Below are 21,755 nucleotides of genomic sequence, written 5' to 3'. Positions count from 1 at the left end.
AGTCTCTTTATCTAAATTCGGATTTAAGTGTTCAACTTTTTGCGTTCTTTACGCTCAATGAGAACCATGCCTGTAGCATACAATGCAATCATTGGTCCTGCAATAAACCACATTGTAACACCACTTCCATCAGGTGTAATTATTGCACCAAAGATCACAATTATGACAATTGCATATCTGATGTTTTTGCGCCAAAAATCTGCATCAACCATCCCTGATGCTGATATTGCATACATTACAAGTGGAAGCTGAAATGAAAATCCAAATGCTAACAAGAATTGCAACACAAAAGTTACAAATTCTATTACGTTGAGAAATGTAACTAATCCTGCTGATTCACCATATCTGTATAAGAACTCAAGAATGTATGGGATAACTAGATTGTAAGAAAATGCACATCCTGTAATGAATAATCCTAATGCTGGAATTGTGATGCTTCTGCTAACATTAATTTCGTTTTCTTTAAGAGCTGGTTTGATAAATCCTACCAACTCTTTGATGATTACTGGCATCCCAACTACAATTCCCACCAAAGCTGCAATGTACACTTGTGCAAAGAATGCTTGACCTGGTGCTGTTTGAATTAATTGTACATCTTCAGGTACAAGATTAATTTTCATATGGTTGGTAATCTGTGCTGCAATGTTGTTTAATGGTTCAGGTGTTGGATAGTATAATATAGTTTGACCCACTTGAATTGGTTCGGCATGAAATGTTAGAATGAACCCTGTGATGATTCCGATTACCAATACAATACGAAGTATTCTTTTTCGTAATTCTTCAAAATGCTGATTGATACCATCTAGCTCTGACATCTGATCTCTTTGTGTTTTTAGCTATATCTATTTGCCGGGAATTGGCAACAACTTTGCTTCCGGCAATCCATCTTCTTTTAACTGCTCTATGGAAATACCGTCAAATTCTAAAGAAATTATGGCCTTTGTGTTGAATTTGGATTCCATCTCTTTTGCCAAACTTGCAATATCCTTGCTTGAGTAGATTTCTTGTGAATCCCTTAAGAAAATCCTTTCTCCCTTCTCCATCTCTTTTCCCCCGAATTTCCCTTGAAGGAAACTGGTAATCTCCGGCAATTCTTTTCTGTCTATGTTGTTATGAAAATAACAAATTCCTTTTACTGACTCATAATCATATGCTGTACCATTTCGATACATGAAAACTCCGATAAAATGTGCTTCATCTTCTGGTTCTCTTACACATTTTATCTCCCAATTTAGCAAGTTTTCTTCTTTGTAACTGAATCCTTCCATCTCTTCAGAAGTGATCTTCCAATATCTCGATCTTGCCATATTGATTTATCAAAATCATTCTGATATAAATTCCAATATTGCCTGACCGTGACTAGATCTATTGTTGGAGCATTTGGTGTCTCCTTTTATATGAAAAACATGTATCATGATTATTGGGAGACCGAATCACTGTTGTGTTAAAAACTGAACATGCTGAAAAACTACGAAATATCCAAGCCAAGATGATCCGAAACTCTACAAAATCCGTTAGCTTCTCACATGTTTTGAATTTAGTTCTAAGTGAAGGATTAAAAAAACACAAAGCATAACTCAACAATACAATTATTCATTTACTATCCCTAATTCTAATTATTCATGATAGATCAAAAAAACCCTCTTTATCCAATTGAGCTTGACGATTATCCAAAGCTTTTTGATTATGTGTTAACTGCTGACGGTTTGGTCTATTTTCAATCTTTGAAAAGAAATCATATCTTGGGAAAACATATGACTCAAGATGAATACAATAAACTTCGATTATTGTATGTGTATTATGCAACTGCAAATAGAAATGCATCTGAAGTATTTGCATGGCAAGATCTTTGTATAACTCTCGATAACAAAGGAATCATCGAAAAAGAAATGTTTCAATCAAAAGAAGATTTGAAAAACAAACAACTCATTATAGAAAATCCCCAATATGTCTCAGGACTCTATAGAAAATATACTGAATTTGTAAAAAATAACATGAACTCAAAGTAACCGATTCTGGGCTGGGTAATATCTGCACAACACAAGTCCTCAGAACCGGAAACTTTACTGTTTATTTCAAAATAAGTATAAAAACACAAAACCATTCGGAAGATAGATTAACCTCAATTCAATTCTGCAAATTATTATGGCAATGTATAATGTCCATGTAACTATCGAAAACAAGCCTGGAATCAGTGATCCTGAAGGTGATACAATCCTTAATGACTTGGTACTGAAGGGAACTCACAAAACTGTATCAAAAATTAAAACTGCAAAAATGCTAAAATTCACAATTAAAGAAAAGGACAAAAAAACTGCCCAATCTAAAGTTCAAGAAATCTGTGATGATTTACGTATCTACAATCCTATGGTAAGCAAAGTCACAATTGACGTTTTTGATGCCTAAGGTTTTTCATCTTTGATCATCGCCAAGAAACTGATCTCTTTTTCTTTTAGAACTACATCCGTATAGTGTATTGTTTTATCTTGTTCAATAGAATGACATCTTTCTGTATGATATCTCATACATGAGACATGCGATCACGATTGTTTTTCCAATAATTTTTTCTCACTAGACTCAAATTAAATATCTCTAGATCTAATTCTAATTGTGAAAGTGGGGGTAGTAGTTTTTCCTGGCAGTAATTGTGATCGTGACATGTATCATGTTCTAACTGATGTCTTTAATCTTGATGCACAATACTTTTGGCATGAAAAGTCTCTCCCAAAAAATATTGATGCTGTGATTCTCCCAGGAGGGTTTTCATATGGAGATAGGCTTCGCGCAGGAGTCATTGCTGCTCATAGCCCAATCATTAAGGATGTTCAAAAATTAGCTAAAAAAGGAATTCCTATTTTGGGAGTCTGCAATGGATTTCAAATTTTAGTAGAATCTGGTCTTTTGCCTGGAGTTTTACTCAAAAATGAATCTCTTAATTTTATGTGTGAGTGGACAAACCTAATTGTAGAAAATAACAAAACTCCATTTACAAATCAATTCAAACTTCACCAAAAAATTCCAATCCCAATTGCAAATGGTGAGGGTAGATACTATGTTGATGATGATACTCTGAAAGAACTAAAGAAGAAAAATCAAATCGTGTTCCGATATGAGCAAGTAGTAAATGGCTCTTCAGATAGAATTGCAGGTGTTTGTAACGAAGATGGAAATGTTGTTGGTATGATGCCTCATCCTGAAAGAGCTGTTGAATCAGAAATCAATCCAATTGATAACAAACCTTCTTCTCTAATCTTTGAATCTCTATTATCTAAAATAGGTGTAAGCAATTGAGTTTAGAGCCTCAAGAATTATCTGAACTAAAATCCAAAATTGGAAGAGACCCAACTTCTACAGAACTTCAAATTGTTGCAGCAGAATGGTCTGAACACTGTTCTTACAAATCTTCAAAAAGACATCTCAAAATGTTGCCAATGAAAGGCCCTCTTGTAATAACTGAGAAAGGATATGATTCTGGTGTTTTAGATGTTGGTGGCGGATATGTTGTGACAGCACACATTGAAAGTCACAACCACCCTTCTGCCGTAGAACCTTATGGAGGAGCTGCAACTGGTGTTGGTGGTGTAATTCGTGATATTCTGTCTGCTGGAACAAGACCTATTGCAATATTTGATGGATTAAGATTTGGTGATATTGAAAAAGATCAACAAGCAAGATGGTTATTCAAAAATGCAGTTACTGGTATTGCTGATTATGGAAATTGTTTAGGCATTCCAACTATTGGTGGAGAAGTTGAGTTTGATCAATGTTATGAAAATTATGCTCTAGTAGATGTTGCCGCTATAGGATTCGGCAAAAAAGAGAACTTGATAAAAAATCATGCTAAAAAAGGAGACATTGTTGTTCTGATGGGTGGCTCCACCGGAAGAGATGGAATTGGAGGCTCTCAGTTTGCATCTGATTCTTTAGAGTCTGAAGACCGCTCTGCAGTACAAATCCCTGACCCCTTTATAGAGAAACTAATCATTGAAGCAGTTTTGGAAGCAAGAAATGAAAAACTCATTCATGCAATGAAAGATTTGGGCGGTGGTGGATTGTCTTGCGCCATTTCTGAAACTGCCGATGCATTAGAAATTGGAATAGAGATGGATGTAGACAAAGTTCACACTAGAGAATCGGACATGCATCCTGATGAGATTATGGTCTCTGAATCTCAAGAAAGAATGTTAATTGTTACTAGTAAATCCAAATTCAAAAAATTACAAGCAATCTGTAAAAAATTCAGAATTGGTTGCTCTGTAATTGGAAGTGTAAAATCTGATCATCAAATGCATGTCAAAAAAGGCAAAAAAACATTTGCAAATCTTCCAACAGACGTTGTTGCAAATGCAACCTTACTTGATTTACCCTCAAAAGAACCCGCATATCTAAAAAATATTGAAAAAGAAAAGAAACTCAAACCAATATCTGATTATTCTAAAACAATGATGAAACTACTTGCATCTCCAAACATTGCAAGTAAAATTTGGGTGTATGGACAATATGATCACGAAGTTGGAATTAGAACTGTGATAAAACCTGGAAGAGATGCATCTGTTTTGAGGCTGGATAATGGGAAATTCCTTTCAGTCAAGATTGATGGGAATCCAAAACAATGTTACATTAATCCTCGAGAAGGTGCAATTGGATGTTTTGAAGAAGCATGTAGAAATGTTGTCTGTACTGGAGCAAAACCAATTGGAATGTTAGATCATCTTCAATTTGGAAATCCGAAGGATCCTGAAATATTTTGGACATTCTTAGAATCTCTAAAAGGACTAACTGATTTTGCAAAAGACTTCAAAATTCCTTGTGTTGGAGGCAAAGTTAGTCTGTATAATGAAACTCCTAGTGGCCCTATCAAACCCACTCCGTTAATTGGGGTTATCGGACTAATTGAGAAAAATCCTCAGATTTCTCAAAGAATCATTAAAGATGATTGTCTAATAATTGTTGGAGAAACCAAAGATGAACTCGGCGGTTCAGAGTACTTTGAATACATACACAAATTCATTGGTGGAAAATGTCCTACAGTTGATTTTGCTGAATCTAAGAAAAATATGAAGTCTATATTGGAAATAATTCCAAAAAAACTTTTGAAATCTGTTCATGATTGCTCAAAAGGTGGATTGGCTGTTGCAGTATCTGAATTATCTATGAATAACCAAATTGGATGCAAAGTATCATTGGATAAAGTCTCTTCTCAAAAATTAGATGTTGACAGAATATTATTTTCTGAAAGTCACTCTCGTTATCTTTTAACATTTGATAAGAAAAATCTCTCAAAAATTGAAAAAATTCTCAAAAAGAACAAGACATCATACAATATTATAGGTAAATTTGGAGGAGATAAGATTCAATTCGTAAAGGGAACAAAATCAATTATAGATCTAAGAGTTGATAAAGCACAAAAAACTTGGTTAAATTCGTTAAGGGATTTGGTACTGCATGGATAAACCTCAGCATATTCTTGATGATAAACCAAAAGAAAATTGTGGCGTAATTGGAATTTATAGTCTTAGTGGTACCAACGTTATTCCAATGGCAATTGATGCATTACGTGCTTTACAACATAGAGGTCAAGAAGCATGGGGTCTTGCAATTCCAAACAAACCTCCACTCAAAAGACTAGGTCTCGTATCTGCTGCATCATCTGAATTCAAAACAATCTCTGAAGAGTATTCTTCCCCGTGTGTAATTGGACATGTTCGGTATTCTACTATGGGCAGAAGTTCACTGGAAAATGCCCAGCCTCTCAAAGTAAAAGATCTCTGTGTTGCTCACAACGGTACCATTGCTAATGTTCAAGAATTATCAAATTTAGTTGGTGGATGTTCATTTACTCCTCAAAATGCAAGTGATACTTTGGTTGCTGCTCAAAGACTTGTTTCATTAATTTCTGAAAATGGACAAATGGGAAAAGCATTGTCTGTCCTAAAAAATGAAATGGTTGGTTCTTACTGTTTTACTTTTATCTCTGATGATAATTCCGTTTACGCTGCACGTGATCCTAAAGGATTTCGTCCAATGGTTTTAGGTCATAAAGAATCTGATGATACTTACATTGTTGCATCAGAATCTTCTGCTGTTTCTGCAGTAGGAGCTAAAATGGAACGAAACGTAACTCCTGGTGAATTAATCCGAATGAGCAAAGATGGTCTTGAAACTGAAATGTTTTCTGATGATTCAAAACGTGCACATTGTTCATTTGAATTTACTTATTTTGCTCATCCTACAAGTAACATGGAAGGTACTAACATCTATGTTGCAAGAAAAAATATTGGTCGTTATCTTGCAAAGAAATTTCCTATAAAAGATGCTGATTTAGTAATACCTGTACCTGATTCTGCAAGACCTGCTGCATTAGGATATGCTCAAGAACTTGGTGTGTCTTTTGATGAAGGATTGCTCAAAGATAGATACAGTAAGAAAGGCCCATTACGAAGTTTCATTGAACCTCACCAAACTGACAGAATAGAAATTAATCGATGGATTATTCCAATTAGAGAAATTATTGAAGGAAAACATGTAGTTGTAATTGATGATAGCTTAGTTAGAGGTACTAGTTCTAAAGCCATAATCAAGGCACTAAGACGTGCTGGTGCAAGAAAAATCAGTATGGTGATTACATATCCTCCAATCAAATTCCCTTGCTATGCTGGAATTGATTTCCCATCTCAAGAAGAACTTGCAACATTTTCTAATGGAAAAGACCAATCTGATGAAGAAACAATAGATATGGTAAGAAAAAGTATAGGTGCTGACTTTTTGGGATATAATGATGCTGAGAATCTTGCAGCAGCTGTTGGAATTCCAACTGATTCTATGTGTTTTACATGTGCCTCTGGAAATTATGATTCCCTTGGAATTACTCCAGAGTTTAAGAGCAGAGAAGAAATCAAAGGAGAAGCAAGTTAACATTGCAAGCAATTTGGAATGGAGAAATAATTGCAGAAAGTGATGACACTGTAGTTGTTGAAGGCAATCATTACTTTCCTATAAATTCTATCAAAAAAGAATACTTTGAAAAAACTGACATGACTAGTTTTTGTGGATGGAAAGGAATGGCGAATTATTACTCTGTAACAGTTAATGGAAAAACAAACAAAGATTGTGCATGGTATTATGCAGAACCAAATGATGCTGCTATGAAGATAAAGGGCATGGTTGCATTTTGGAATGGCGTTGAAGTAAAGTAACCAATTTAATTATTAGAAATACTATAGGGTTTTTGTGAAACAGTACACTACACTTCTTTGTGTTGGTATTGGGGTAATTGTGATAATTGGTGCAGTTTTTGGTGCAGATTTTTTCAAGTTTTCTGTAACCACTCAAGATTATGAAATTTTTGTAGACCCTCTTTTAGATGAGCAAGGAATGTTTACCATGGGTCGAGTTACTATTCAAAACATTGGTGCCAAACCAATAACTAATCTCCACATAAATTTTGGTGATGGTGATATCTTGGATATTCAGACTCTAAATGTTGGGCAAAAGATCATCGTATCTCCACCTCCAGAAAACTCTATGGAATTTGTAATGATTAGTGCTGATAACGACATATTTGTTAACAAGGCCTACCGTGAAATGCCCAAAATGGTTGGCATGATGGGTTCCTAGCAGTTAAATTCTGTAAAAACAAAGTAATTTTACTTGAAATTTCTTACCAGTGGAAAGGTAAAGGATCTTTATGATGTTGATGATACCACTTTACTCTTCAAATTCTCTGATCGAGTTTCTGCATATGATGTCAAATTCAAGCAAGATATTCCTAGGAAGGGAGAAGTTCTATGCAAATTTGCTGAATTTTGGTTCAATGAACTAGATGTTCCAAATCATTTCATTAAACGTGAATCTGAAACCGAGATACTTGTAAAGAAAATGAAAATGCTTCCAATAGAATGTGTAGTACGTGGTTATTTTTATGGTAGTTTGGTAAGCAGATGGAAGAAAGGTGAAGTTAAAGTTCCTGAGGGAACTGACACTACTCTTGCTGCAAAACTTCCAGAGCCAATATTTGATCCTACTACCAAATCTGAACATGATATTCCAATTGACAAAACAAAAGCAATTGAAATGAATCTTGTTTCTGAAGAACAATACAATTGGTTAGAAAAAACTTCGATTGAAATTTACAAAAAGATGGCTGCAATTGCAGATAATGTTGGTTTTATCTTGGCTGATTTGAAATTAGAATTTGGAATTTTAGATGGTAAGATCACTCTGGGTGATTCTATTGGTCCTGATGAATATCGGTTGTGGCCAAAAGACTCCTTTGAGGTTGGAAAAATCCAAGAAGCATATGATAAACAACTCCTACGAGATTGGTTAACTGCAAATGGATATCAAAAACAATTTGATGATGCTCGTGATAACGGACAAGAACCACTTGCACCTGAAATTCCTTCTGAAATTATTTCTAAAATGACAGAACGTTATGTCACTGCATATGAAAAAATCTCTGGTAAATCCTTGTAGATTCATTTTTACATTTAATGTTGACTAGTAGTTAACTTTCAACTCGAATTGTATTTTTGAAAATATGAAAATTTATGTCCTGATAGCATGTTTTCAGACCTTTGTCCCATGATCATGGGTTTTTTGATATTTTACAAAAAATCTTAGACCGTTACAATAATTCTTTATCCAGTACAAGATACATTGTAGTGGTATTATTTTTATTGATTGCACTATGATAATTATTGTAGTCCTAACAGTATATTTGATAGCGGTATGATTTTTTTAGATATGAAAAAAAATTGATGCGATTAGACAAAAAAATATGATACAAGGATCTTTTAGATCAGAAATAAAGGTAAATTCAGTATGTCTACGTTACTAGAAAAGCCAATCAAAGTAAATCGTATTGTTACGACAAGTATTGAACACGCCCGAGCAATTGAAGACCCTGCACGTGCAAAAATTGTTGAGATATTATATCATCAAGCTCTCTCTGCTGATCAGATTACAACTACATTAAAAAAATCTGGATTCAAAAAAGCATTAACAACAATCCGTCATCATTTAGAGATTCTCAAAGAATCTGGATTAATTGAAATTGTTAAAATTGAGGAATCTCGAGGTGCTATTACAAAATTTTACAGCACTTCTACAAAGCTACTTGATTTTCAAACCCCTGAAGATTTTGAATCAAAATATTCCAAAATCATCGATAACACCTCTACAAAAATTGAAAAAATTCTCAAGGGATTAACTCCAAAAACTGGAAAAACAAAAGGCAAAAAATCTGAAGAATATTCTCAGTATTTGATAATGGAGATTATGAATCGCGCCATGACAAATGTCCTCGAGAATTCTGGCAAAAAATAATCGTTACACCTAAGTATTTCTTGTAAGAAATTCTTGTATGGTGCGTGTATTTTACAGCCAAAAAACAGAAGATCTAATCGAAAAGATGACTCTTACAAATTGGCGTAATCATGTTCAACAAGAACTTGGTCAAGAACACCAGGACATGTCTGATAATTGGAAAATGTGTGCAATTGGAGAGAGAATAAAAATTGAAGGCAAAGATCTTGAATCAATAAAAGATCTTTCTCCTGAGGCGATCCGATTGGGATATGAGTTTTCAGTGGCAATGCAAGAAAAAGATAACCAAAAAGCACTTGAGATAATTACAAAAATTGAACAACTTCCAACAATATGGAGAGATGAGGTAAATGGATGAAAAAGCTATAAAATTATTTTCTGAAAAAAATCTTGTGTATATTGCAACTGTAATGAAAGATGGTTCTCCACAAGTTTCACCTGTCTGGGCAAATTTTGAAGATGGTTATGTTTTGGTAAATACTGCAGAAGGCAGAATTAAACACAAAAACGTTTTACGTGATCCTAGAGTTGCAGTTTCCGTTGTATCAAAAGATAATCCTCTTGACATGGCAACTATCCGTGGAGTTGTTGAAGAATTAATTCCAGACTACGATTACAAACATGCAGACAAATTAACACAACAATACATGGGACGTGAACATTATCCTTTCAAACGTGATGATGAAAAAAGAGTTATACTAAAAATAAAACCAAACAAAGTTTTTGTTTTACCTGAATTGAAAATCTCTGAGTAACAATATAGAATGTTTCTAAATTCGAGTTTAGAAACATAATAAATGTAGGATGTAAATCATAAAAAAGTTAGCATAGACAGCTTAACGTCGACGTTTAGCTGCCTTTCTCTTTGGAGCGGCTTTGCGTTTTGGTGCTGCCTTTCTCTTTGGAGCTGCTTTTCTTTTAGCTGCAGTTTTTCTCTTTGGAGCGGCTTTGCGTTTTGGTGCTGCCTTTCTCTTTGGAGCTGCTTTTCTTTTAGCTGCAGTTTTTCTCTTTGGAGCTGCCTTACGTTTAGCTGCAGTTCTCCTCTTTGGAGCTGCCTTACGTTTAGCTGCAGTACGTCGTTTTGGTGCTGCTGTTTTAGCTGCATTTCTTCTTCGTGCTGCTTTTCTCTTACGAGATGCTGCTGCTGCTGCTGCTTCAGCTGCTTTTTTAGCTGCATTTCTCTTTCGAGTTCGTGCTGCTTTTTTAGCTGCTTCGGCTCTTTTGGCTTTAGATATTGCCATGATTTTTTTCAAAAATGATGTGTGTTATATGGTAAAAGTCACACATTATTACGTAAACTATAGAAAAATTTGACAATTATTTTTGATTTTTAATTTTCCGATCAACAATTTGTTATGCAAACTAGTGCAGTATCAACTGTTGATTGTTCTTTTTGTGGTCTGATAATTATTTTGTATATTTTTTCTTCATCAAATGGAATGTCAAATTGTGTTGTTTTTTCTACTGGTTTGTTGGGCTCTAACCATTCTAAAAGAAGATCTTTTGAAGAAAATTCACCATAAACTGCTTCATGTTTTTGCTCCTTTTCATCAACAATGTAAAATTGTCCTCCTGAGAGTAGAGTTCTTTCCTCATCTCCTATGTATTTTGCAGTAATTCCTATCATCACAAATGTATTTTCTGGTTGTGTCTCTTTATCTCCTTCATGTGTTCCCTCAAATGTAATTGTGTATTCTACAGGTCCAACAGTGACTATTTCCCCTGCTGTAGTTTCAATAAAGTTTGTTTGATATTGTGTGTATGTGTACATTGCAGCCCCCATTGAAACAAGTATGGCTCCAATCACTATGATTACCCCTAAACCTGCCACAAAAAATCATGATTTTTTTGATATATAGTTGCAATGTTTGGAAAAAAAGTGCTTAGACCCCGGTGCAAAATTGCACAAGTGAGAGGGGCAGGGGCCTAAACTCTGATAGTATTACGACACTTTATGACATAAAATCCACGGAATTTTGACCAGATCTTGCATTCCATCTTGGCCTTTTTTTGGCCTATTTTGGTCTGTTTTTTGGAAATTTTTTGGTAATTTTTCATTAAAAATAGGGGTTTAGCTCCCAGGCACGACTCAAAAAGATCATACATGTTTAGCTGGGACATCTAGGTGGTTTGAGGATTGCATTTCATATCTAGGCATAAGTGTTCAACCCCCCCTCCAAATACCTAATTTTGAAAAAATGGTATTGTGCCTAATTATGCTAAAATTAATGGGGGGTTTAACGCCTAGGCATAATTCTGGAAATACATCATTTTAGAAAATTTTGAGCAAACTCTCCAATAAACTCTGAAAATTGAGCAAATATTTCAGATGAAAGTATCCTGAAACTATCAAACAAGTTGTTGGTAGTTTCAAATGATTCGTTTATTGCATTCTCATTAATCTGTAAAGAATCAATTTTCATATTTTTTTAGCAAGATATTGTGATTTTACCTTCTGCTTGTCCATCTGAACATACATTTTCTGCCAAAATAGGGGGGTTTTTGGACAGAAATATTGCCAAAAAACATCTTAGAACTAGTCCATTAATCTGTTAACTGGGATCATGATGTTATTCATCACTTTCTGCCCTTTTTGTTGCAGTACCTGTGATTAACTCCCTGTTCAATATTGGGTTTAATTTCATGAAAAAAACACAAATTATTTTGTATTAAACAATAGGATGTCTTGAAAGTCTGATAAAAAAGGGGCTTGTGCCCCTAGTTGAAATGACAAAACTGAGTTTATTGTTGTTCTACTCTGATTGTAATTTTGCCTTTTTTTGCAGTGTCGACTATTTTGAGGGCTTTGTTCATTACCCCCATGCCAAATCTTGACAATTCTTTTGTAGAAATTGTAAGTTCTCTTGGTTTTGATTTTGATGTTTTTCTTTTCATGATTAGAATAGGGTAATTTTTGATATAAGGCCCGCGTAGAACTGATAAATCGTCTATTTTTTAGAATGTCTTCATTAGAAATCTTGCAGTTTTTTCATGCATTTCTGAAACCCTATCTATTGCATCAAACAACCCTTGTTGATTGATATTTTCTTCTTTATCTAGAACTGCGTACACCCCAATCTTTCGTTTGCCGTCTTCTGTAGTGTTTTTGTTAATTGCTTGGATTGTATAGCAATAATCTGCTACTTTTTTCTCAAATTTTTCTTTCTCATCTTCACTAAATCCAAGATATCTTGCAATCTGGTTGTTTTTCATAGTGATTTTGGAACCAATTACCAAAATACCTTGTTGTGCTTTTGGCTCAAAAATTTCTACAGGAACTCCTGCTGGACCTGCATGTTTTACTAGAATTTGAAATGTATTTTCGGGATTTTTGATATCCTCAAATGATAACCCTTCATGAATTAACCATCTTTCAACATTATCTCTCATTCTGGATGCACTCATCACAAATCATTGTAATTGCTTCTATATGATTCTAAATCCATTGATTACAGTACTAAATTTATGATATTTCTAAATTCGAGTTTAGAAATACTGTGAATCTTTACCTGTAACCAAAACTTTTTCATTAAACGTTTACTCTGAAACCTGGACCAAATTCAGGAATAAATGATGCGATAATTGCATTAAGAACTAACCCTGTTATCATCAATGCAATTCCTAGATACAAACAATTTTTTGCTTTTTTTGGATCATCATTTCGTATAATAAAATATGCAATAACTCCGCCTATTATTCCAAAAAATATCGGTAACAAAAACCATAGATTACTTCTTGGTCTTTCAGGATATGTCATTTTCTTAAAATTATTTTGCAGTAGCTGCTTTTTTCTGTAACTGTGTGATTTCAATTTCAACAGTTTCTAACGGATCCTCTACTTGATTGCGTTTAATTGAGAACATTTTTGGTTTCTCAAAGTCATCTGTACAGTCAGGACATGCATATACTAGTACTCTATGTTCATTTGGTGCTTTTGGGTTTGATAATCTAGGGTAATACACCAGTCTTGCACCACAATCAACACAATATCTGTTGGCCCTTCTAGTTCTGACCAATGTAAACCTCCTGCATTATTCTAAATGTGCGATCATCTATTAGATCTATGTTGTCTAATAGTGTAAACCAATTACTGTCAACCGATCAATATTTCTAAATTCGAATTTAGAAATATAATTTTATTATTATGGGGATTATGTCCCTAGTATCAAAATAAAATGTTTCAAAACTCGAGTTTAGAAATAAGTGGCGCCGCCCATCAGACTTGAACTGACGACCGTCCGATTAACAGTCGGATGCTCTACCACGCTGAGCTAGGGCGGCAACATGTTTGTACCTTGGCAAAAGTGATTTAATCCTTGCGACTATACAATTTAGACCAAAGTTGTTAGTAGTTTAGTTAAATTTGGCAAAAAACTCTTTGATTTCTTTTGAATGGCTCTCTACTAATTCAATAATTTCCAAATGCTCATCTGCGGTAGGCTCTCTTTGATGTACTACTTGAAACGCACTTAGCGCTGAACCGACCATTTCTCCAACAAAAAAACCACACAAGAAATCACCAATTTTTTCACAATTCCAAATCTCTCCAACTCTTGGAGAAGCTCCTGATTTTTTGTATAATTCTAAAGTCTGTTGGATTAAATCTGTTGTTTGTTTGGCAAATTCTGGGTCTAGGGTCATTAGAAAAATTAAAAATTTTACTTGTCTATACCTTTCTTCTTTTCATAGACATAGATGCCGTCTAGGAAAACTCTGTGATCTTTATTCTTTACTTTGGTTTTTAATTCTATGTTAGCTGCAGTTTGTGTGATATCTGTCCAAACCTCTCCTGTAAGAATAACATCCTCGCCTTTTGGAATTACTTTGGTATTTCCCATGATGTGTGTGGTTCTTGGTGCTCTTTCACCTTGATAGTTTTCAATTAGAACTTTCTTACCTTCTACTTTTACTGTGATTGGAAAGTGTGCAAACACTACTTTCATTTTAATTGTATATCCTTCAACAAGACCTTCACAAATATTTCTGATAATTGATCTTGCTGTGTGTAAAATTGCATAATCTCTTTTTTTCTCACCTATTGTTTTGAGGTTGACTTTATCATCCACAATTTCAATTTGTACTGGGATGTTTCTGAAATTTTTGTGTGTTTTGCCTAGAGGACCCTCAAATGTTAACATGTTTTTGTTTTGTGTTACTTTTACTCCTTCAGGTATTGTTACCTGGTCTTGCATTTTTTCGAGTTGACTAGTAGACATATCCTATCAAAAATCCTCCAATTCCTTTTTGTGATGCCTCGTGATGTGACATTACACCTTGATTAGTTGTAACTAGAAGCATTCCTCTGTCATATGCTGGCAAGTATTGTTGTTCCCAGTTGTTAAATTCATCTGTCTTTACTTTGAATCTTGGTGAGATTGCACCACATTTTGTAATTTTTGCCAATAATTTGATTTTGAATTTTCCGCCTCTTTTATCATCAATATGTTCAAACTCTCCAATGTATCCGTCTCTTTGAAGTGTTTTTAGAACTTCAATTCCTAATTTTGAAGTTGGGAGTATTGTACACTCTCCTTTTCTTCTTGTTTCATTATTGTATAATGTAACAAATAGATTTGCTAAAATGTTAGTTGCTGGCATATTCTATCACCTATTTTTCCTAAATCCTAGAGATGTTGCTACCTCTCTGAAGCATCGTCTGCATAACATTAAGTCGTATTTTTGTATAACTGCTGTATAATCTCCACATCTTTTACACCATCTTGATCCTCTGCCAAAATCATGCTTTTTTCTTCCAGTAAATTCGTATGATCTATCTTTTGCCATTATGCTACCGTCACTCCAAACTCTTTTGCTAGATAATCCTTTGCTTCTTCTTTTGTAATAATGTGGGATTTACCAACACTTGCTTTGTGTTTACTTCTTCTTCTAATTCCATAACCTGGTCTAGTTAATGTAACTGAAATTCCAAGACCTAAGATTCCAATTGATGGCTCATATTTGACGCCTGGAATATCTATGTGTTCTTTAATTCCAAATGAATAATTACCAAAATTATCAAATGCTCTGCCATTTACGGTATTGCCTTTGGCCTCTAACAATCTTTTCAACAATGCTCTGGCATCGTCTCCTCGAATTGTAACTGCAACCCCAATTGGTTCTCCTTTTCTCACACCCCAATCTCTTTGGGTTTCTTTTGCATTTCGTGCTGATGGTTTTTTACCTGAAATTTGTTCCAATGCTCTTCTTGCAATGTCAATTACATCTCCTGATTTTCCAACTCCCATGTTGAGAACTACTTTCTCTAAGGAGATTTTTTTCATTGGGGATTCTGTTGTTTGAGACATATGATCACTTTAATTGAATTACTGGCTCCTCTTTTCCGATTGGCATGATGATGTCTGCAGGAATTTCGATTTTTCTGTCTTCCAAAGATAGAATAACTCTTTTTGGAAGAATGAATGTACCTTCTTCAACACTTTCAATCTTTCCAATTTGTCCTGCATTAATTCCACGTGTTACTAATCCATGGTTTCCTGCTTCTAATTTAATTACTTCAAGAATTTTTTGATCTGGTACTTGAATTAAACATACATCGCCAACATTTACTTTGGTATCTGAAATGGTTGAGCGGCCATCATGGAATCCAATTTGCATTTTTCCTTTGTTGATTGTTGTTTTACTTGTAACTCTGACAAGTTTTTTTGTTTTTTCAGAATCGTTAATCTTAATTGGTTTTAGTAATTTGCCGTCTGTTGGAACAAGACGATAAACATCTGAGACATTTTCTAACTCTACTACATCCATTAGTCCAATTGCATGATGTAATGATTTTCTAACGACACCATCGATCTTTACTTTTCCTGAATAAATGGCAGTCTTTGCTTCTCTGAGACTGGTGACAATTTTTAACATGTCTCTGAGGAACACTGCTGTTGGAACTGAATGGTGTTTTTTATGTGGTCCTGGTCTTACTGTAATTACAAATCTCTTGTCTTTTCTGGCAATTCCCCAGAATTGAGGTGCCATTTGACGTTTGAGTTTTTTACTACCTGAAATACTTACCATTAATTCTCATCTTCCTTTTCTTTGGGTTTTTTCTCTACTTTTGTTTCTTTAGGCTCTTCTTTCTTTGGTGTTTCTTTAGGCTGTTTTCTTGGATCTTTGCCCTCGAGTTTTGCTATTCTCCACTTATCTTCTGTGTTTAGTGATGTTACTAGTAAGTTTGAAGTATGAATGAAAACATCAAATTTATCGCCTTTGGTCTTCTCTTTTTTAACTCCTTCAATTGCAACGCTGCTCTTCTCTGTAGAAACTTCTGCAATTTTGCCATCTACTCCTTTGAATTCTCCTCTAAGAATTGTTACACTGTCACCTTCAACAACTCTGACACTTCTTTTACCGTATTTTTTATGAAGATCTTTTGATAGTGCACTTCCGAGTTGTTTGCTTTTTGTCTGGTAAGATGCACGATAAATCATCTTGTTACGCATTTTAGTTGGCTTCATCTTCTTATACCACCATTGATGCCAAGTTAGCTACTCTTGGCCATTTTTCTGAAGCTTCTGCGGCTACTGGTCCTTTGATGTCTGTTCCTTTTGTTTCTCCTTCTGGAGTGATCAACACTGCTGCGTTGTCTTCAAAACAAACTCTTACACCGTTTAATCTGCGAACTGGATACTTTTGTCTAATTATAACTGCACCATACACTTGTTTTCTTAATTCTGCTGGTCCTTTCTTTACAACAACATTACAAAAGTCTCCAACTGATGCTGATGGAAGTCTTGATGCTCTTGTTTTATGTCTTGGAACGTTAATTACTTCTAAAATTTTTGCACCAGAATTATCTGCACATACAATATTTGCTCCAACAGGAATTACTTTAGTTACATATGGGCGGAATTCTTCTACTCCTTTACCTGCTTGTTTTGCCATTATGATCTAACCTCCACAACAACATATGACACTGATTTTGATATCGGTCTGCATTCTGCAGTTAATACACTGTCTCCTGACTCAACATCAATACATCCAGGAACGTGGGCATGAATGCTACTTTTTCCTCTTGCATATCTTTTGAATTTGTTAAAGTAAATTGGTGCATCTTTTTGTAGTGTAATGGTTTGTCTAGCTTTACTTCCAGTGACTTTGCCATCAAAGAGTTTTCCTCTAATTGCTAATTCTCCGTGGAATGGACAATGTTTGTCTGTACATTCTCTTTTTGGTTCTTTTACTTTTAGTCCGATGTTTCTAGTCATGCCTTTCCTCCAATTCTGTCAAATGGTCTTTTTGCAATTTTGGAACCTTCAACAACAACATCGTTGTTATTGATTGAGAACTTCCAATTGCTAGTAGATTTTGCAATTGATCTCACTCCATTATCTGTGTTAATTGTAAACATTGATTTTGTTTCATTTTCGATTCTTCCATTTAATCCTATTACTTGTGGATTTGTTGATTGAACAATCTCCGTATTTAACCCAATAAACTCATGTGATGTAATGTTATCTGCAGTGATCATTTCTCGTTCCTCATCTCGTTTAATCTTGTTAGCATTCTTGCAATATCGTGTCTTAGGGGTTTTAGTTTTCCGCTCTCTTTTCTTAGTGTACCTTTAGCTGCATCTACTCTAAGTTTTGAAAGCTCACTTCTTGATTCTTGAATCTTGCTTTTTAGATCCTTTTCGTTTAATTGTTTAATCGTCTTCATGCTGATTCTGGTCATTTGAGTTTGGCCTCCTCTTCTTCTAATGTTTCAAGTTCTTTCATCTTTTCTTCTTCTATTGCAATTTGTTCTGATTCTGTTCTTGCTTTCTTTTCAGCAGCTGTTTCATCTCTCATCTTACCTGTTTCTGCATCTTTGACTTGTTTTGCTTTCTTTGGCTTCTCTACTTTCATTTCAAATTCTGGAACAAATTTTTCTTTTCTTGCAATTCTAATTCTAATTCCAATTAATCCCATTGCTGTATTAACATGTGCGATGTCTTCAGCAACAATTACTTCTGCATGATGTCCTGCTCTTGGTAAAATCCCTGCTGTGTGTTTTTCAAAGGCAGAACGGTCCCCTCTAAGCTTACCTGAAATTGTAATTTGTACACCCATAGCACCGTTTTCCATAATTTGTTTTAGAGTCCACATGGTTGCTCTTCTAAATGCGGTTCCTCTTTCAAGGTGAGAAGCCATTCTGTTACACATTACACTTGGTGATAATTCTGGTTTCTCAATTTCAACTACTGAAATTTGTGGGTTCTTTAATCCAAAGTCTGTTGCTAGTTTGTCAGTAAGGTCTCTAATTCCTGAACCTTTTCTTCCGATAACTATTCCTGGTCTTGTAACATGTAATGCAACTCTAGTTCCTGTTGGGGTCTTTGAGATTTCTGCATGTGAAAATCCTGCTTCTTTAATAGCATCTCGAAGATAATCTTTGAGTAGCATCATGTTGTAATTGTCTTTGATTACGTTTTTCACTGATGACATTTCTAAATCTCCTGTGCCACCAATTCTACATGAGTCAATACGTTGTTCTTTGGAGTTGCTCTTCCCATTGCTCTTGGGATGAATCTTTTTACAATTACTCCTTTGTGAACAGTTGCGTTTACAATTTTTAATCTATCTAAATCCATTCCTTTGTATTCTGCATTTGATTCTAAATTATCTAAAACTTTGATGAATTCTTTTGCTGTTTTTTGTGGGTAACGTCCTGCCATCATACCAGGATCTCCTTTGTGTCCTACTTGATTCTTGTATCTTCTAAATGCAACTGCTCTGTCTTTGTTTATTACTGCTTGCAAGTAATCTCTTGCTTTCTCAATTGATAGTCCTTTGATGGCAACTGCAACTTCTCTTGCATGTTTATGTGACATGTCTTTTTCTCTGACTGAAGAACGTACATGTCTTGTTGCATCATAATTTTGGAAAGCGTAACCGAATCTACCCATAATAATCACTTCAATGGCACATAGAGGCTGGATCTTGATGCGCCGACACCTGGTGCACCGTGTGAAACCTTCTTGTTTGTTATGACATATTCTCCCAAATAATGACCAATCATTTCTGTTCTAATTAGAACTGGTCTGAACTCTTTTCCTGAGAAAACATTTACTGTAACATCTACCATGTATGGTAGGATAATCAAATCCCTAACGTGTGTTTTGATTGGATTTTTTAATTTACCTGCTTTTGCTGTTTTGATCTCTTCAATTAATTTTCTTTTACCGTCGTTAATTCCTCTGGTAAGAGATCTTCTTTGTCTTGCATTGAATAATTGGAATAATTTTTCTAATGACATGTTCTCAAGTTCCTCTTTTGGAATTCCTCTGTATGAAAATTCTTTAACCATTTTTGTTCTTCACCTTCAAACTCCCTATTATAGCATTCCTATCTTTGTTGCGAGGTCTCTTGCCTTTTCTGTATTTTCAAACTGAACAAATGCTTTCTTACCGTAAATTGTTCTAGCTGTGTTGACATTGGTGACTTTTTCATTGTATAGTGTATTAACTGCATCAGCAATTTCTGGTTTGCTTGCTGATCTATCTACTATGAAACAAATTTTACTTTCATTCTCTACCATTGCAAATGTTTTTTCGGTAATGTATGGTTTGAGTATGATTTTGCTTGCTTGATCTACGTTCATTGTACTTTCGCCATTACCTCTAGATGTGTTGATTTAATCTTTCCAATTTCTTCAATTGCAGATTTGGAATAAACGGTTAATCTAATTGGGTCAGAACCTGGAGCCAAGTCTAATACGCTCAAATTTTTGACACTTGTTGCTTCTACACCTGGTAATGCACCAATTGCCTTTGAAATGTTTGTTGCATCTTTAGTTACAAACAACACACTCTTTCCAACTTTTTTACTCCTTCCTCTAAGTCTTGATTGTCCAGAACGTGGTTTTCTTGCTTGTAATCTTTCTACATCTTGTGTTAGTTTTAATGAATCTAGTATTTTGGATATTTCACTTGTTTTAGAAACTGATTCTATATCGTCTGAGACTACAATTGGGAATGATTCGATTCCTTCTACCTTATGTCCTCTTGATACTACTTTATCTTTTGATGCAGTTGCAGCAATTGCTGAACATAATGCTAATTTCTTTTCTTTTTTATTCAATTTTTTGTAAATTACTTTTTCAACAATAGGTGGATGTGCTTGTCTTCCTCCTCTAGTTGATGCAACTTCTGCACCTTGACCTTGTCTTCCGCCACCTCCACCTTGTGCTCTGGCTACACGAGATACACCTTGACCTGTTGGTGGATCATTAGAGTCTGCAACTACGTCTTGACCTGCACTTGGATGTCTTCCTTGTGGTTGGAATTTGTGTGATGTGAGATTAGTGAAAGCTTTGTGAATCAATTCTCTTCTAAATGGTGTGGAAAATACTGCTGGTAATTCTACTTCTCCGTCTTTTGTTCCAGTTGTTGTGTATACATCGGTCTTGGTCATACTACTACCTCCAAGATATTTGGTTTGTTGACTTTAGCTGGAACATTTCTGATTTGACTTCTTAGTTTGATTAATCTTCTATAAGTTCCAGGAACTGAACCTTTTAGAATAATAAAATCTCCTTTAACTAAACCAAAGTGTTTGTACCCTCCGTCTGGATTAATTTTTAATTTATCTTCTTCAGTATTGCCCATGATCATAATTCGTTTATCATATTCGATTCTTTGATGGAATCCAAACTGTCCTGCTCTTGGAACTGTGTACATGACGCTTTGTGGAGAAATTGGACCTAATGAACCAACTTCTCTAACTGTCTTTCTTGATTTGTGTTGTTTCTTCTTTACGTTCCATCTTTTCAAAACACCTTGCCATCCTTTACCTTTTGTAATTGCTGCAACGTCAACACTTGCACCTGTTTCAAAAATCTGATCAATCTTAATCTCTTTACCGAGTAATTCTTTTACATGTGCAAATTGTTTTGGAATGTCTCCTCCACTTACTGATGCTTCAAAGACATATGGTTTCTTTTGTTCTAATCCTGCTGCACTTGGTGATACTGCAACAATTGCAAAAATCTCTTTAATTTTTTTCAAACTTTTTTCTGCATTGTCAATTGCATTTTCTTGTTTGTTTTTTAGTGAAATTTCTTTAGCGATATTTTTTGGTATGTCTTCTGCATAAACATCAAACTCTGCATGTAGTCCATCATGATCTTTTGAATAACCTCTAATTCCCAAAATCAAAACTGGTGGTGTAACTAGAACTGTTCCAAGACTTACTAGTTGTTTTCCTGCATTGGGTACTTTTTCACGATCATCAATACTGACAATTTGAACACATCCTGCTTTGAAACCACAATGAGCTAAAATCTTTGGCTCTTCTGAATCCAATTTAGGCCATGCTCTGATTCTTGCCTCCATGCTTTTAGCACGTACTCTAGGTGAATACGCAAGGCTTCCTCTACGTGGTGAATGTCTTTTTCTAGCACCCATGACTAAAACGCATCATCGATTGCCCTCTATTAAA

The 21,755-nt window shown here is 34.9% G+C and carries 39 protein-coding genes and 1 tRNA gene; 12 read left to right on the top strand and 28 right to left on the bottom strand.

The annotated features are described in order from the left end of the window. Nucleotides 1–23 precede the first annotated feature (23 nt). Together tatC and Nisw_RS00895 are read right to left on the bottom strand one after the other, a co-directional pair. Nucleotides 24–815, bottom strand: coding sequence for a twin-arginine translocase subunit TatC (gene tatC / locus Nisw_RS00900; protein ID WP_141975678.1), 792 nt, complete (start codon nucleotides 813–815; stop codon nucleotides 24–26). 27 nt (nucleotides 816–842) lie between these two features. Beyond that, nucleotides 843–1,307: a hypothetical protein gene (locus tag Nisw_RS00895; RefSeq protein WP_141975677.1), complete on the bottom strand. Its 465-nt coding sequence runs from the start codon at nucleotides 1,305–1,307 to the stop codon at nucleotides 843–845. 113 nt (nucleotides 1,308–1,420) lie between these two features. On the opposite strand from Nisw_RS00895, the gene Nisw_RS09025 reads away from it, so the two are divergent. The 3 genes from Nisw_RS09025 (at nucleotide 1,421) to purS (ending at nucleotide 2,406) form a co-directional block, all read left to right on the top strand. Further along, complete coding sequence (locus tag Nisw_RS09025) at nucleotides 1,421–1,576, top strand: hypothetical protein (protein WP_185736636.1); 156 nt, start codon at nucleotides 1,421–1,423, stop codon at nucleotides 1,574–1,576. Between the two features lie 46 nt (nucleotides 1,577–1,622). Next, on the top strand, nucleotides 1,623–2,009 hold the full coding sequence (locus Nisw_RS00890; RefSeq protein WP_255430798.1) for a hypothetical protein: 387 nt from the start codon (nucleotides 1,623–1,625) through the stop codon (nucleotides 2,007–2,009). A gap of 136 nt (nucleotides 2,010–2,145) precedes the next feature. Then, nucleotides 2,146–2,406: a phosphoribosylformylglycinamidine synthase subunit PurS gene (gene purS, locus Nisw_RS00885; protein WP_141975676.1), complete on the top strand. Its 261-nt coding sequence runs from the start codon at nucleotides 2,146–2,148 to the stop codon at nucleotides 2,404–2,406. Here the strand turns inward: purS and Nisw_RS09370 are convergent. Continuing rightward, complete coding sequence (locus tag Nisw_RS09370; protein WP_255430797.1) at nucleotides 2,403–2,525, bottom strand: hypothetical protein; 123 nt, start codon at nucleotides 2,523–2,525, stop codon at nucleotides 2,403–2,405. The genes purS and Nisw_RS09370 overlap by 4 nt on opposite strands. Nucleotides 2,526–2,610: 85 nt before the next feature. On the opposite strand from Nisw_RS09370, the gene purQ reads away from it, so the two are divergent. From purQ to Nisw_RS00840, 9 genes are all read left to right on the top strand, one after another. Continuing rightward, nucleotides 2,611–3,291: a phosphoribosylformylglycinamidine synthase subunit PurQ gene (gene purQ, locus Nisw_RS00880; RefSeq protein ID WP_141975675.1), complete on the top strand. Its 681-nt coding sequence runs from the start codon at nucleotides 2,611–2,613 to the stop codon at nucleotides 3,289–3,291. Then, nucleotides 3,288–5,453, top strand: coding sequence for a phosphoribosylformylglycinamidine synthase subunit PurL (gene purL / locus Nisw_RS00875; RefSeq protein WP_141975674.1), 2,166 nt, complete (start codon nucleotides 3,288–3,290; stop codon nucleotides 5,451–5,453). Before purQ ends, purL begins: the two co-directional genes overlap by 4 nt. Continuing rightward, nucleotides 5,446–6,915, top strand: a complete 1,470-nt coding sequence (gene purF, locus Nisw_RS00870; RefSeq protein WP_141975673.1) for an amidophosphoribosyltransferase — start codon at nucleotides 5,446–5,448, stop codon at nucleotides 6,913–6,915. The genes purL and purF overlap by 8 nt, the downstream gene beginning before the upstream one ends. 2 nt (nucleotides 6,916–6,917) lie before the next feature. Beyond that, on the top strand, nucleotides 6,918–7,196 hold the full coding sequence (locus Nisw_RS00865; protein ID WP_141975672.1) for a DUF427 domain-containing protein: 279 nt from the start codon (nucleotides 6,918–6,920) through the stop codon (nucleotides 7,194–7,196). A 34-nt stretch (nucleotides 7,197–7,230) separates the two neighbouring features. After that, the gene (locus Nisw_RS00860; protein ID WP_141975671.1) at nucleotides 7,231–7,617 is read left to right on the top strand and encodes a hypothetical protein; all 387 of its coding nucleotides are present in this window, start codon (nucleotides 7,231–7,233) and stop codon (nucleotides 7,615–7,617) included. Between the two features lie 33 nt (nucleotides 7,618–7,650). Continuing rightward, nucleotides 7,651–8,475: a phosphoribosylaminoimidazolesuccinocarboxamide synthase gene (gene purC / locus Nisw_RS00855; RefSeq protein ID WP_141975670.1), complete on the top strand. Its 825-nt coding sequence runs from the start codon at nucleotides 7,651–7,653 to the stop codon at nucleotides 8,473–8,475. Between the two features lie 348 nt (nucleotides 8,476–8,823). Next, nucleotides 8,824–9,327 (top strand): winged helix-turn-helix domain-containing protein, encoded by a 504-nt coding sequence (locus Nisw_RS00850; RefSeq protein ID WP_141975669.1) that lies wholly within the window; start codon nucleotides 8,824–8,826, stop codon nucleotides 9,325–9,327. Nucleotides 9,328–9,364: 37 nt separating this feature from the next. Then, entirely contained in the window at nucleotides 9,365–9,685 is a 321-nt protein-coding gene (locus Nisw_RS00845) for a hypothetical protein (RefSeq protein ID WP_141975668.1), read from the top strand. Beyond that, nucleotides 9,678–10,082, top strand: a complete 405-nt coding sequence (locus Nisw_RS00840; protein WP_141975666.1) for a PPOX class F420-dependent oxidoreductase — start codon at nucleotides 9,678–9,680, stop codon at nucleotides 10,080–10,082. The genes Nisw_RS00845 and Nisw_RS00840 overlap by 8 nt, the downstream gene beginning before the upstream one ends. Before the next feature lie 81 nt (nucleotides 10,083–10,163). On the opposite strand, the gene Nisw_RS00835 is transcribed toward Nisw_RS00840, so the two are convergent. The 25 genes from Nisw_RS00835 to Nisw_RS00725 all read right to left on the bottom strand — a co-directional run bounded on the left by Nisw_RS00835 (nucleotide 10,164) and on the right by Nisw_RS00725 (nucleotide 21,721). Further along, a complete protein-coding gene (locus Nisw_RS00835) occupies nucleotides 10,164–10,568 on the bottom strand; it encodes a histone (protein WP_141975664.1) in 405 nt (134 codons plus the stop codon). Between the two features lie 101 nt (nucleotides 10,569–10,669). Next, complete coding sequence (locus Nisw_RS00830) at nucleotides 10,670–11,158, bottom strand: DUF4352 domain-containing protein (protein WP_141975662.1); 489 nt, start codon at nucleotides 11,156–11,158, stop codon at nucleotides 10,670–10,672. Between the two features lie 436 nt (nucleotides 11,159–11,594). Then, nucleotides 11,595–11,750, bottom strand: a complete 156-nt coding sequence (locus tag Nisw_RS09020; RefSeq protein WP_185736635.1) for a hypothetical protein — start codon at nucleotides 11,748–11,750, stop codon at nucleotides 11,595–11,597. A gap of 319 nt (nucleotides 11,751–12,069) precedes the next feature. Next, on the bottom strand, nucleotides 12,070–12,222 hold the full coding sequence (locus Nisw_RS09015) for a hypothetical protein (protein ID WP_185736634.1): 153 nt from the start codon (nucleotides 12,220–12,222) through the stop codon (nucleotides 12,070–12,072). A gap of 60 nt (nucleotides 12,223–12,282) precedes the next feature. After that, complete coding sequence (locus tag Nisw_RS00825; protein WP_141975660.1) at nucleotides 12,283–12,732, bottom strand: DUF2299 family protein; 450 nt, start codon at nucleotides 12,730–12,732, stop codon at nucleotides 12,283–12,285. Nucleotides 12,733–12,856: 124 nt separating this feature from the next. Then, nucleotides 12,857–13,084, bottom strand: a complete 228-nt coding sequence (locus Nisw_RS00820) for a hypothetical protein (RefSeq protein WP_141975658.1) — start codon at nucleotides 13,082–13,084, stop codon at nucleotides 12,857–12,859. A gap of 10 nt (nucleotides 13,085–13,094) precedes the next feature. Beyond that, on the bottom strand, nucleotides 13,095–13,343 hold the full coding sequence (locus tag Nisw_RS00815; RefSeq protein WP_141975656.1) for a hypothetical protein: 249 nt from the start codon (nucleotides 13,341–13,343) through the stop codon (nucleotides 13,095–13,097). 188 nt (nucleotides 13,344–13,531) lie between these two features. Beyond that, nucleotides 13,532–13,608, bottom strand: a tRNA-Asn gene (locus Nisw_RS00810). A 72-nt stretch (nucleotides 13,609–13,680) separates the two neighbouring features. Continuing rightward, nucleotides 13,681–13,968 (bottom strand): hypothetical protein, encoded by a 288-nt coding sequence (locus Nisw_RS00805; RefSeq protein WP_141975653.1) that lies wholly within the window; start codon nucleotides 13,966–13,968, stop codon nucleotides 13,681–13,683. Between the two features lie 17 nt (nucleotides 13,969–13,985). Then, a complete protein-coding gene (locus Nisw_RS00800; protein WP_141975651.1) occupies nucleotides 13,986–14,543 on the bottom strand; it encodes a 50S ribosomal protein L6 in 558 nt (185 codons plus the stop codon). Next, the gene (locus tag Nisw_RS00795) at nucleotides 14,533–14,925 is read right to left on the bottom strand and encodes a 30S ribosomal protein S8 (RefSeq protein WP_141975649.1); all 393 of its coding nucleotides are present in this window, start codon (nucleotides 14,923–14,925) and stop codon (nucleotides 14,533–14,535) included. The genes Nisw_RS00800 and Nisw_RS00795 overlap by 11 nt, the downstream gene beginning before the upstream one ends. A 6-nt stretch (nucleotides 14,926–14,931) precedes the next feature. Then, nucleotides 14,932–15,111, bottom strand: a complete 180-nt coding sequence (locus tag Nisw_RS00790) for a 30S ribosomal protein S14 (RefSeq protein ID WP_014963151.1) — start codon at nucleotides 15,109–15,111, stop codon at nucleotides 14,932–14,934. Then, entirely contained in the window at nucleotides 15,111–15,632 is a 522-nt protein-coding gene (locus Nisw_RS00785) for a 50S ribosomal protein L5 (protein ID WP_141975647.1), read from the bottom strand. Before Nisw_RS00785 ends, Nisw_RS00790 begins: the two co-directional genes overlap by 1 nt. Before the next feature lie 4 nt (nucleotides 15,633–15,636). Beyond that, nucleotides 15,637–16,353, bottom strand: a complete 717-nt coding sequence (locus Nisw_RS00780; RefSeq protein ID WP_141975645.1) for a 30S ribosomal protein S4e — start codon at nucleotides 16,351–16,353, stop codon at nucleotides 15,637–15,639. Next, entirely contained in the window at nucleotides 16,353–16,793 is a 441-nt protein-coding gene (gene rplX / locus Nisw_RS00775) for a 50S ribosomal protein L24 (protein ID WP_141975643.1), read from the bottom strand. Before rplX ends, Nisw_RS00780 begins: the two co-directional genes overlap by 1 nt. A 4-nt stretch (nucleotides 16,794–16,797) precedes the next feature. Beyond that, nucleotides 16,798–17,220 (bottom strand): 50S ribosomal protein L14, encoded by a 423-nt coding sequence (locus Nisw_RS00770; protein ID WP_048069135.1) that lies wholly within the window; start codon nucleotides 17,218–17,220, stop codon nucleotides 16,798–16,800. Continuing rightward, entirely contained in the window at nucleotides 17,220–17,543 is a 324-nt protein-coding gene (locus tag Nisw_RS00765) for a 30S ribosomal protein S17 (protein WP_141975641.1), read from the bottom strand. The genes Nisw_RS00770 and Nisw_RS00765 overlap by 1 nt, the downstream gene beginning before the upstream one ends. Continuing rightward, nucleotides 17,540–17,806 (bottom strand): ribonuclease P protein subunit, encoded by a 267-nt coding sequence (locus tag Nisw_RS00760; RefSeq protein ID WP_141975639.1) that lies wholly within the window; start codon nucleotides 17,804–17,806, stop codon nucleotides 17,540–17,542. Before Nisw_RS00760 ends, Nisw_RS00765 begins: the two co-directional genes overlap by 4 nt. Continuing rightward, nucleotides 17,803–18,009, bottom strand: a complete 207-nt coding sequence (gene rpmC, locus Nisw_RS00755) for a 50S ribosomal protein L29 (protein WP_141975637.1) — start codon at nucleotides 18,007–18,009, stop codon at nucleotides 17,803–17,805. Before rpmC ends, Nisw_RS00760 begins: the two co-directional genes overlap by 4 nt. Then, nucleotides 18,006–18,761 carry a 30S ribosomal protein S3 gene (locus Nisw_RS00750; protein WP_141975635.1) on the bottom strand — a complete coding sequence of 252 codons (756 nt, stop codon included), beginning with the start codon at nucleotides 18,759–18,761 and terminating at the stop codon, nucleotides 18,006–18,008. Before Nisw_RS00750 ends, rpmC begins: the two co-directional genes overlap by 4 nt. A 2-nt stretch (nucleotides 18,762–18,763) precedes the next feature. Beyond that, nucleotides 18,764–19,222: a 50S ribosomal protein L22 gene (locus Nisw_RS00745; protein ID WP_141975633.1), complete on the bottom strand. Its 459-nt coding sequence runs from the start codon at nucleotides 19,220–19,222 to the stop codon at nucleotides 18,764–18,766. A 5-nt stretch (nucleotides 19,223–19,227) separates the two neighbouring features. Continuing rightward, nucleotides 19,228–19,623 (bottom strand): 30S ribosomal protein S19, encoded by a 396-nt coding sequence (locus tag Nisw_RS00740; protein ID WP_141975631.1) that lies wholly within the window; start codon nucleotides 19,621–19,623, stop codon nucleotides 19,228–19,230. Nucleotides 19,624–19,650: 27 nt separating this feature from the next. Then, nucleotides 19,651–19,917 carry a 50S ribosomal protein L23 gene (locus Nisw_RS00735; protein WP_141975629.1) on the bottom strand — a complete coding sequence of 89 codons (267 nt, stop codon included), beginning with the start codon at nucleotides 19,915–19,917 and terminating at the stop codon, nucleotides 19,651–19,653. After that, entirely contained in the window at nucleotides 19,914–20,729 is an 816-nt protein-coding gene (gene rpl4p / locus Nisw_RS00730; RefSeq protein WP_141975627.1) for a 50S ribosomal protein L4, read from the bottom strand. Before rpl4p ends, Nisw_RS00735 begins: the two co-directional genes overlap by 4 nt. Further along, nucleotides 20,726–21,721: a 50S ribosomal protein L3 gene (locus Nisw_RS00725; protein WP_141975625.1), complete on the bottom strand. Its 996-nt coding sequence runs from the start codon at nucleotides 21,719–21,721 to the stop codon at nucleotides 20,726–20,728. The genes rpl4p and Nisw_RS00725 overlap by 4 nt, the downstream gene beginning before the upstream one ends. Between the last annotated feature and the right edge of the window lie 34 nt (nucleotides 21,722–21,755).

This window comes from Candidatus Nitrosopumilus sp. SW, assembly GCF_006740685.1.
Lineage (GTDB): Archaea > Thermoproteota > Nitrososphaeria > Nitrososphaerales > Nitrosopumilaceae > Nitrosopumilus.
This window is presented reverse-complemented; position numbering and strand designations above follow the sequence as displayed.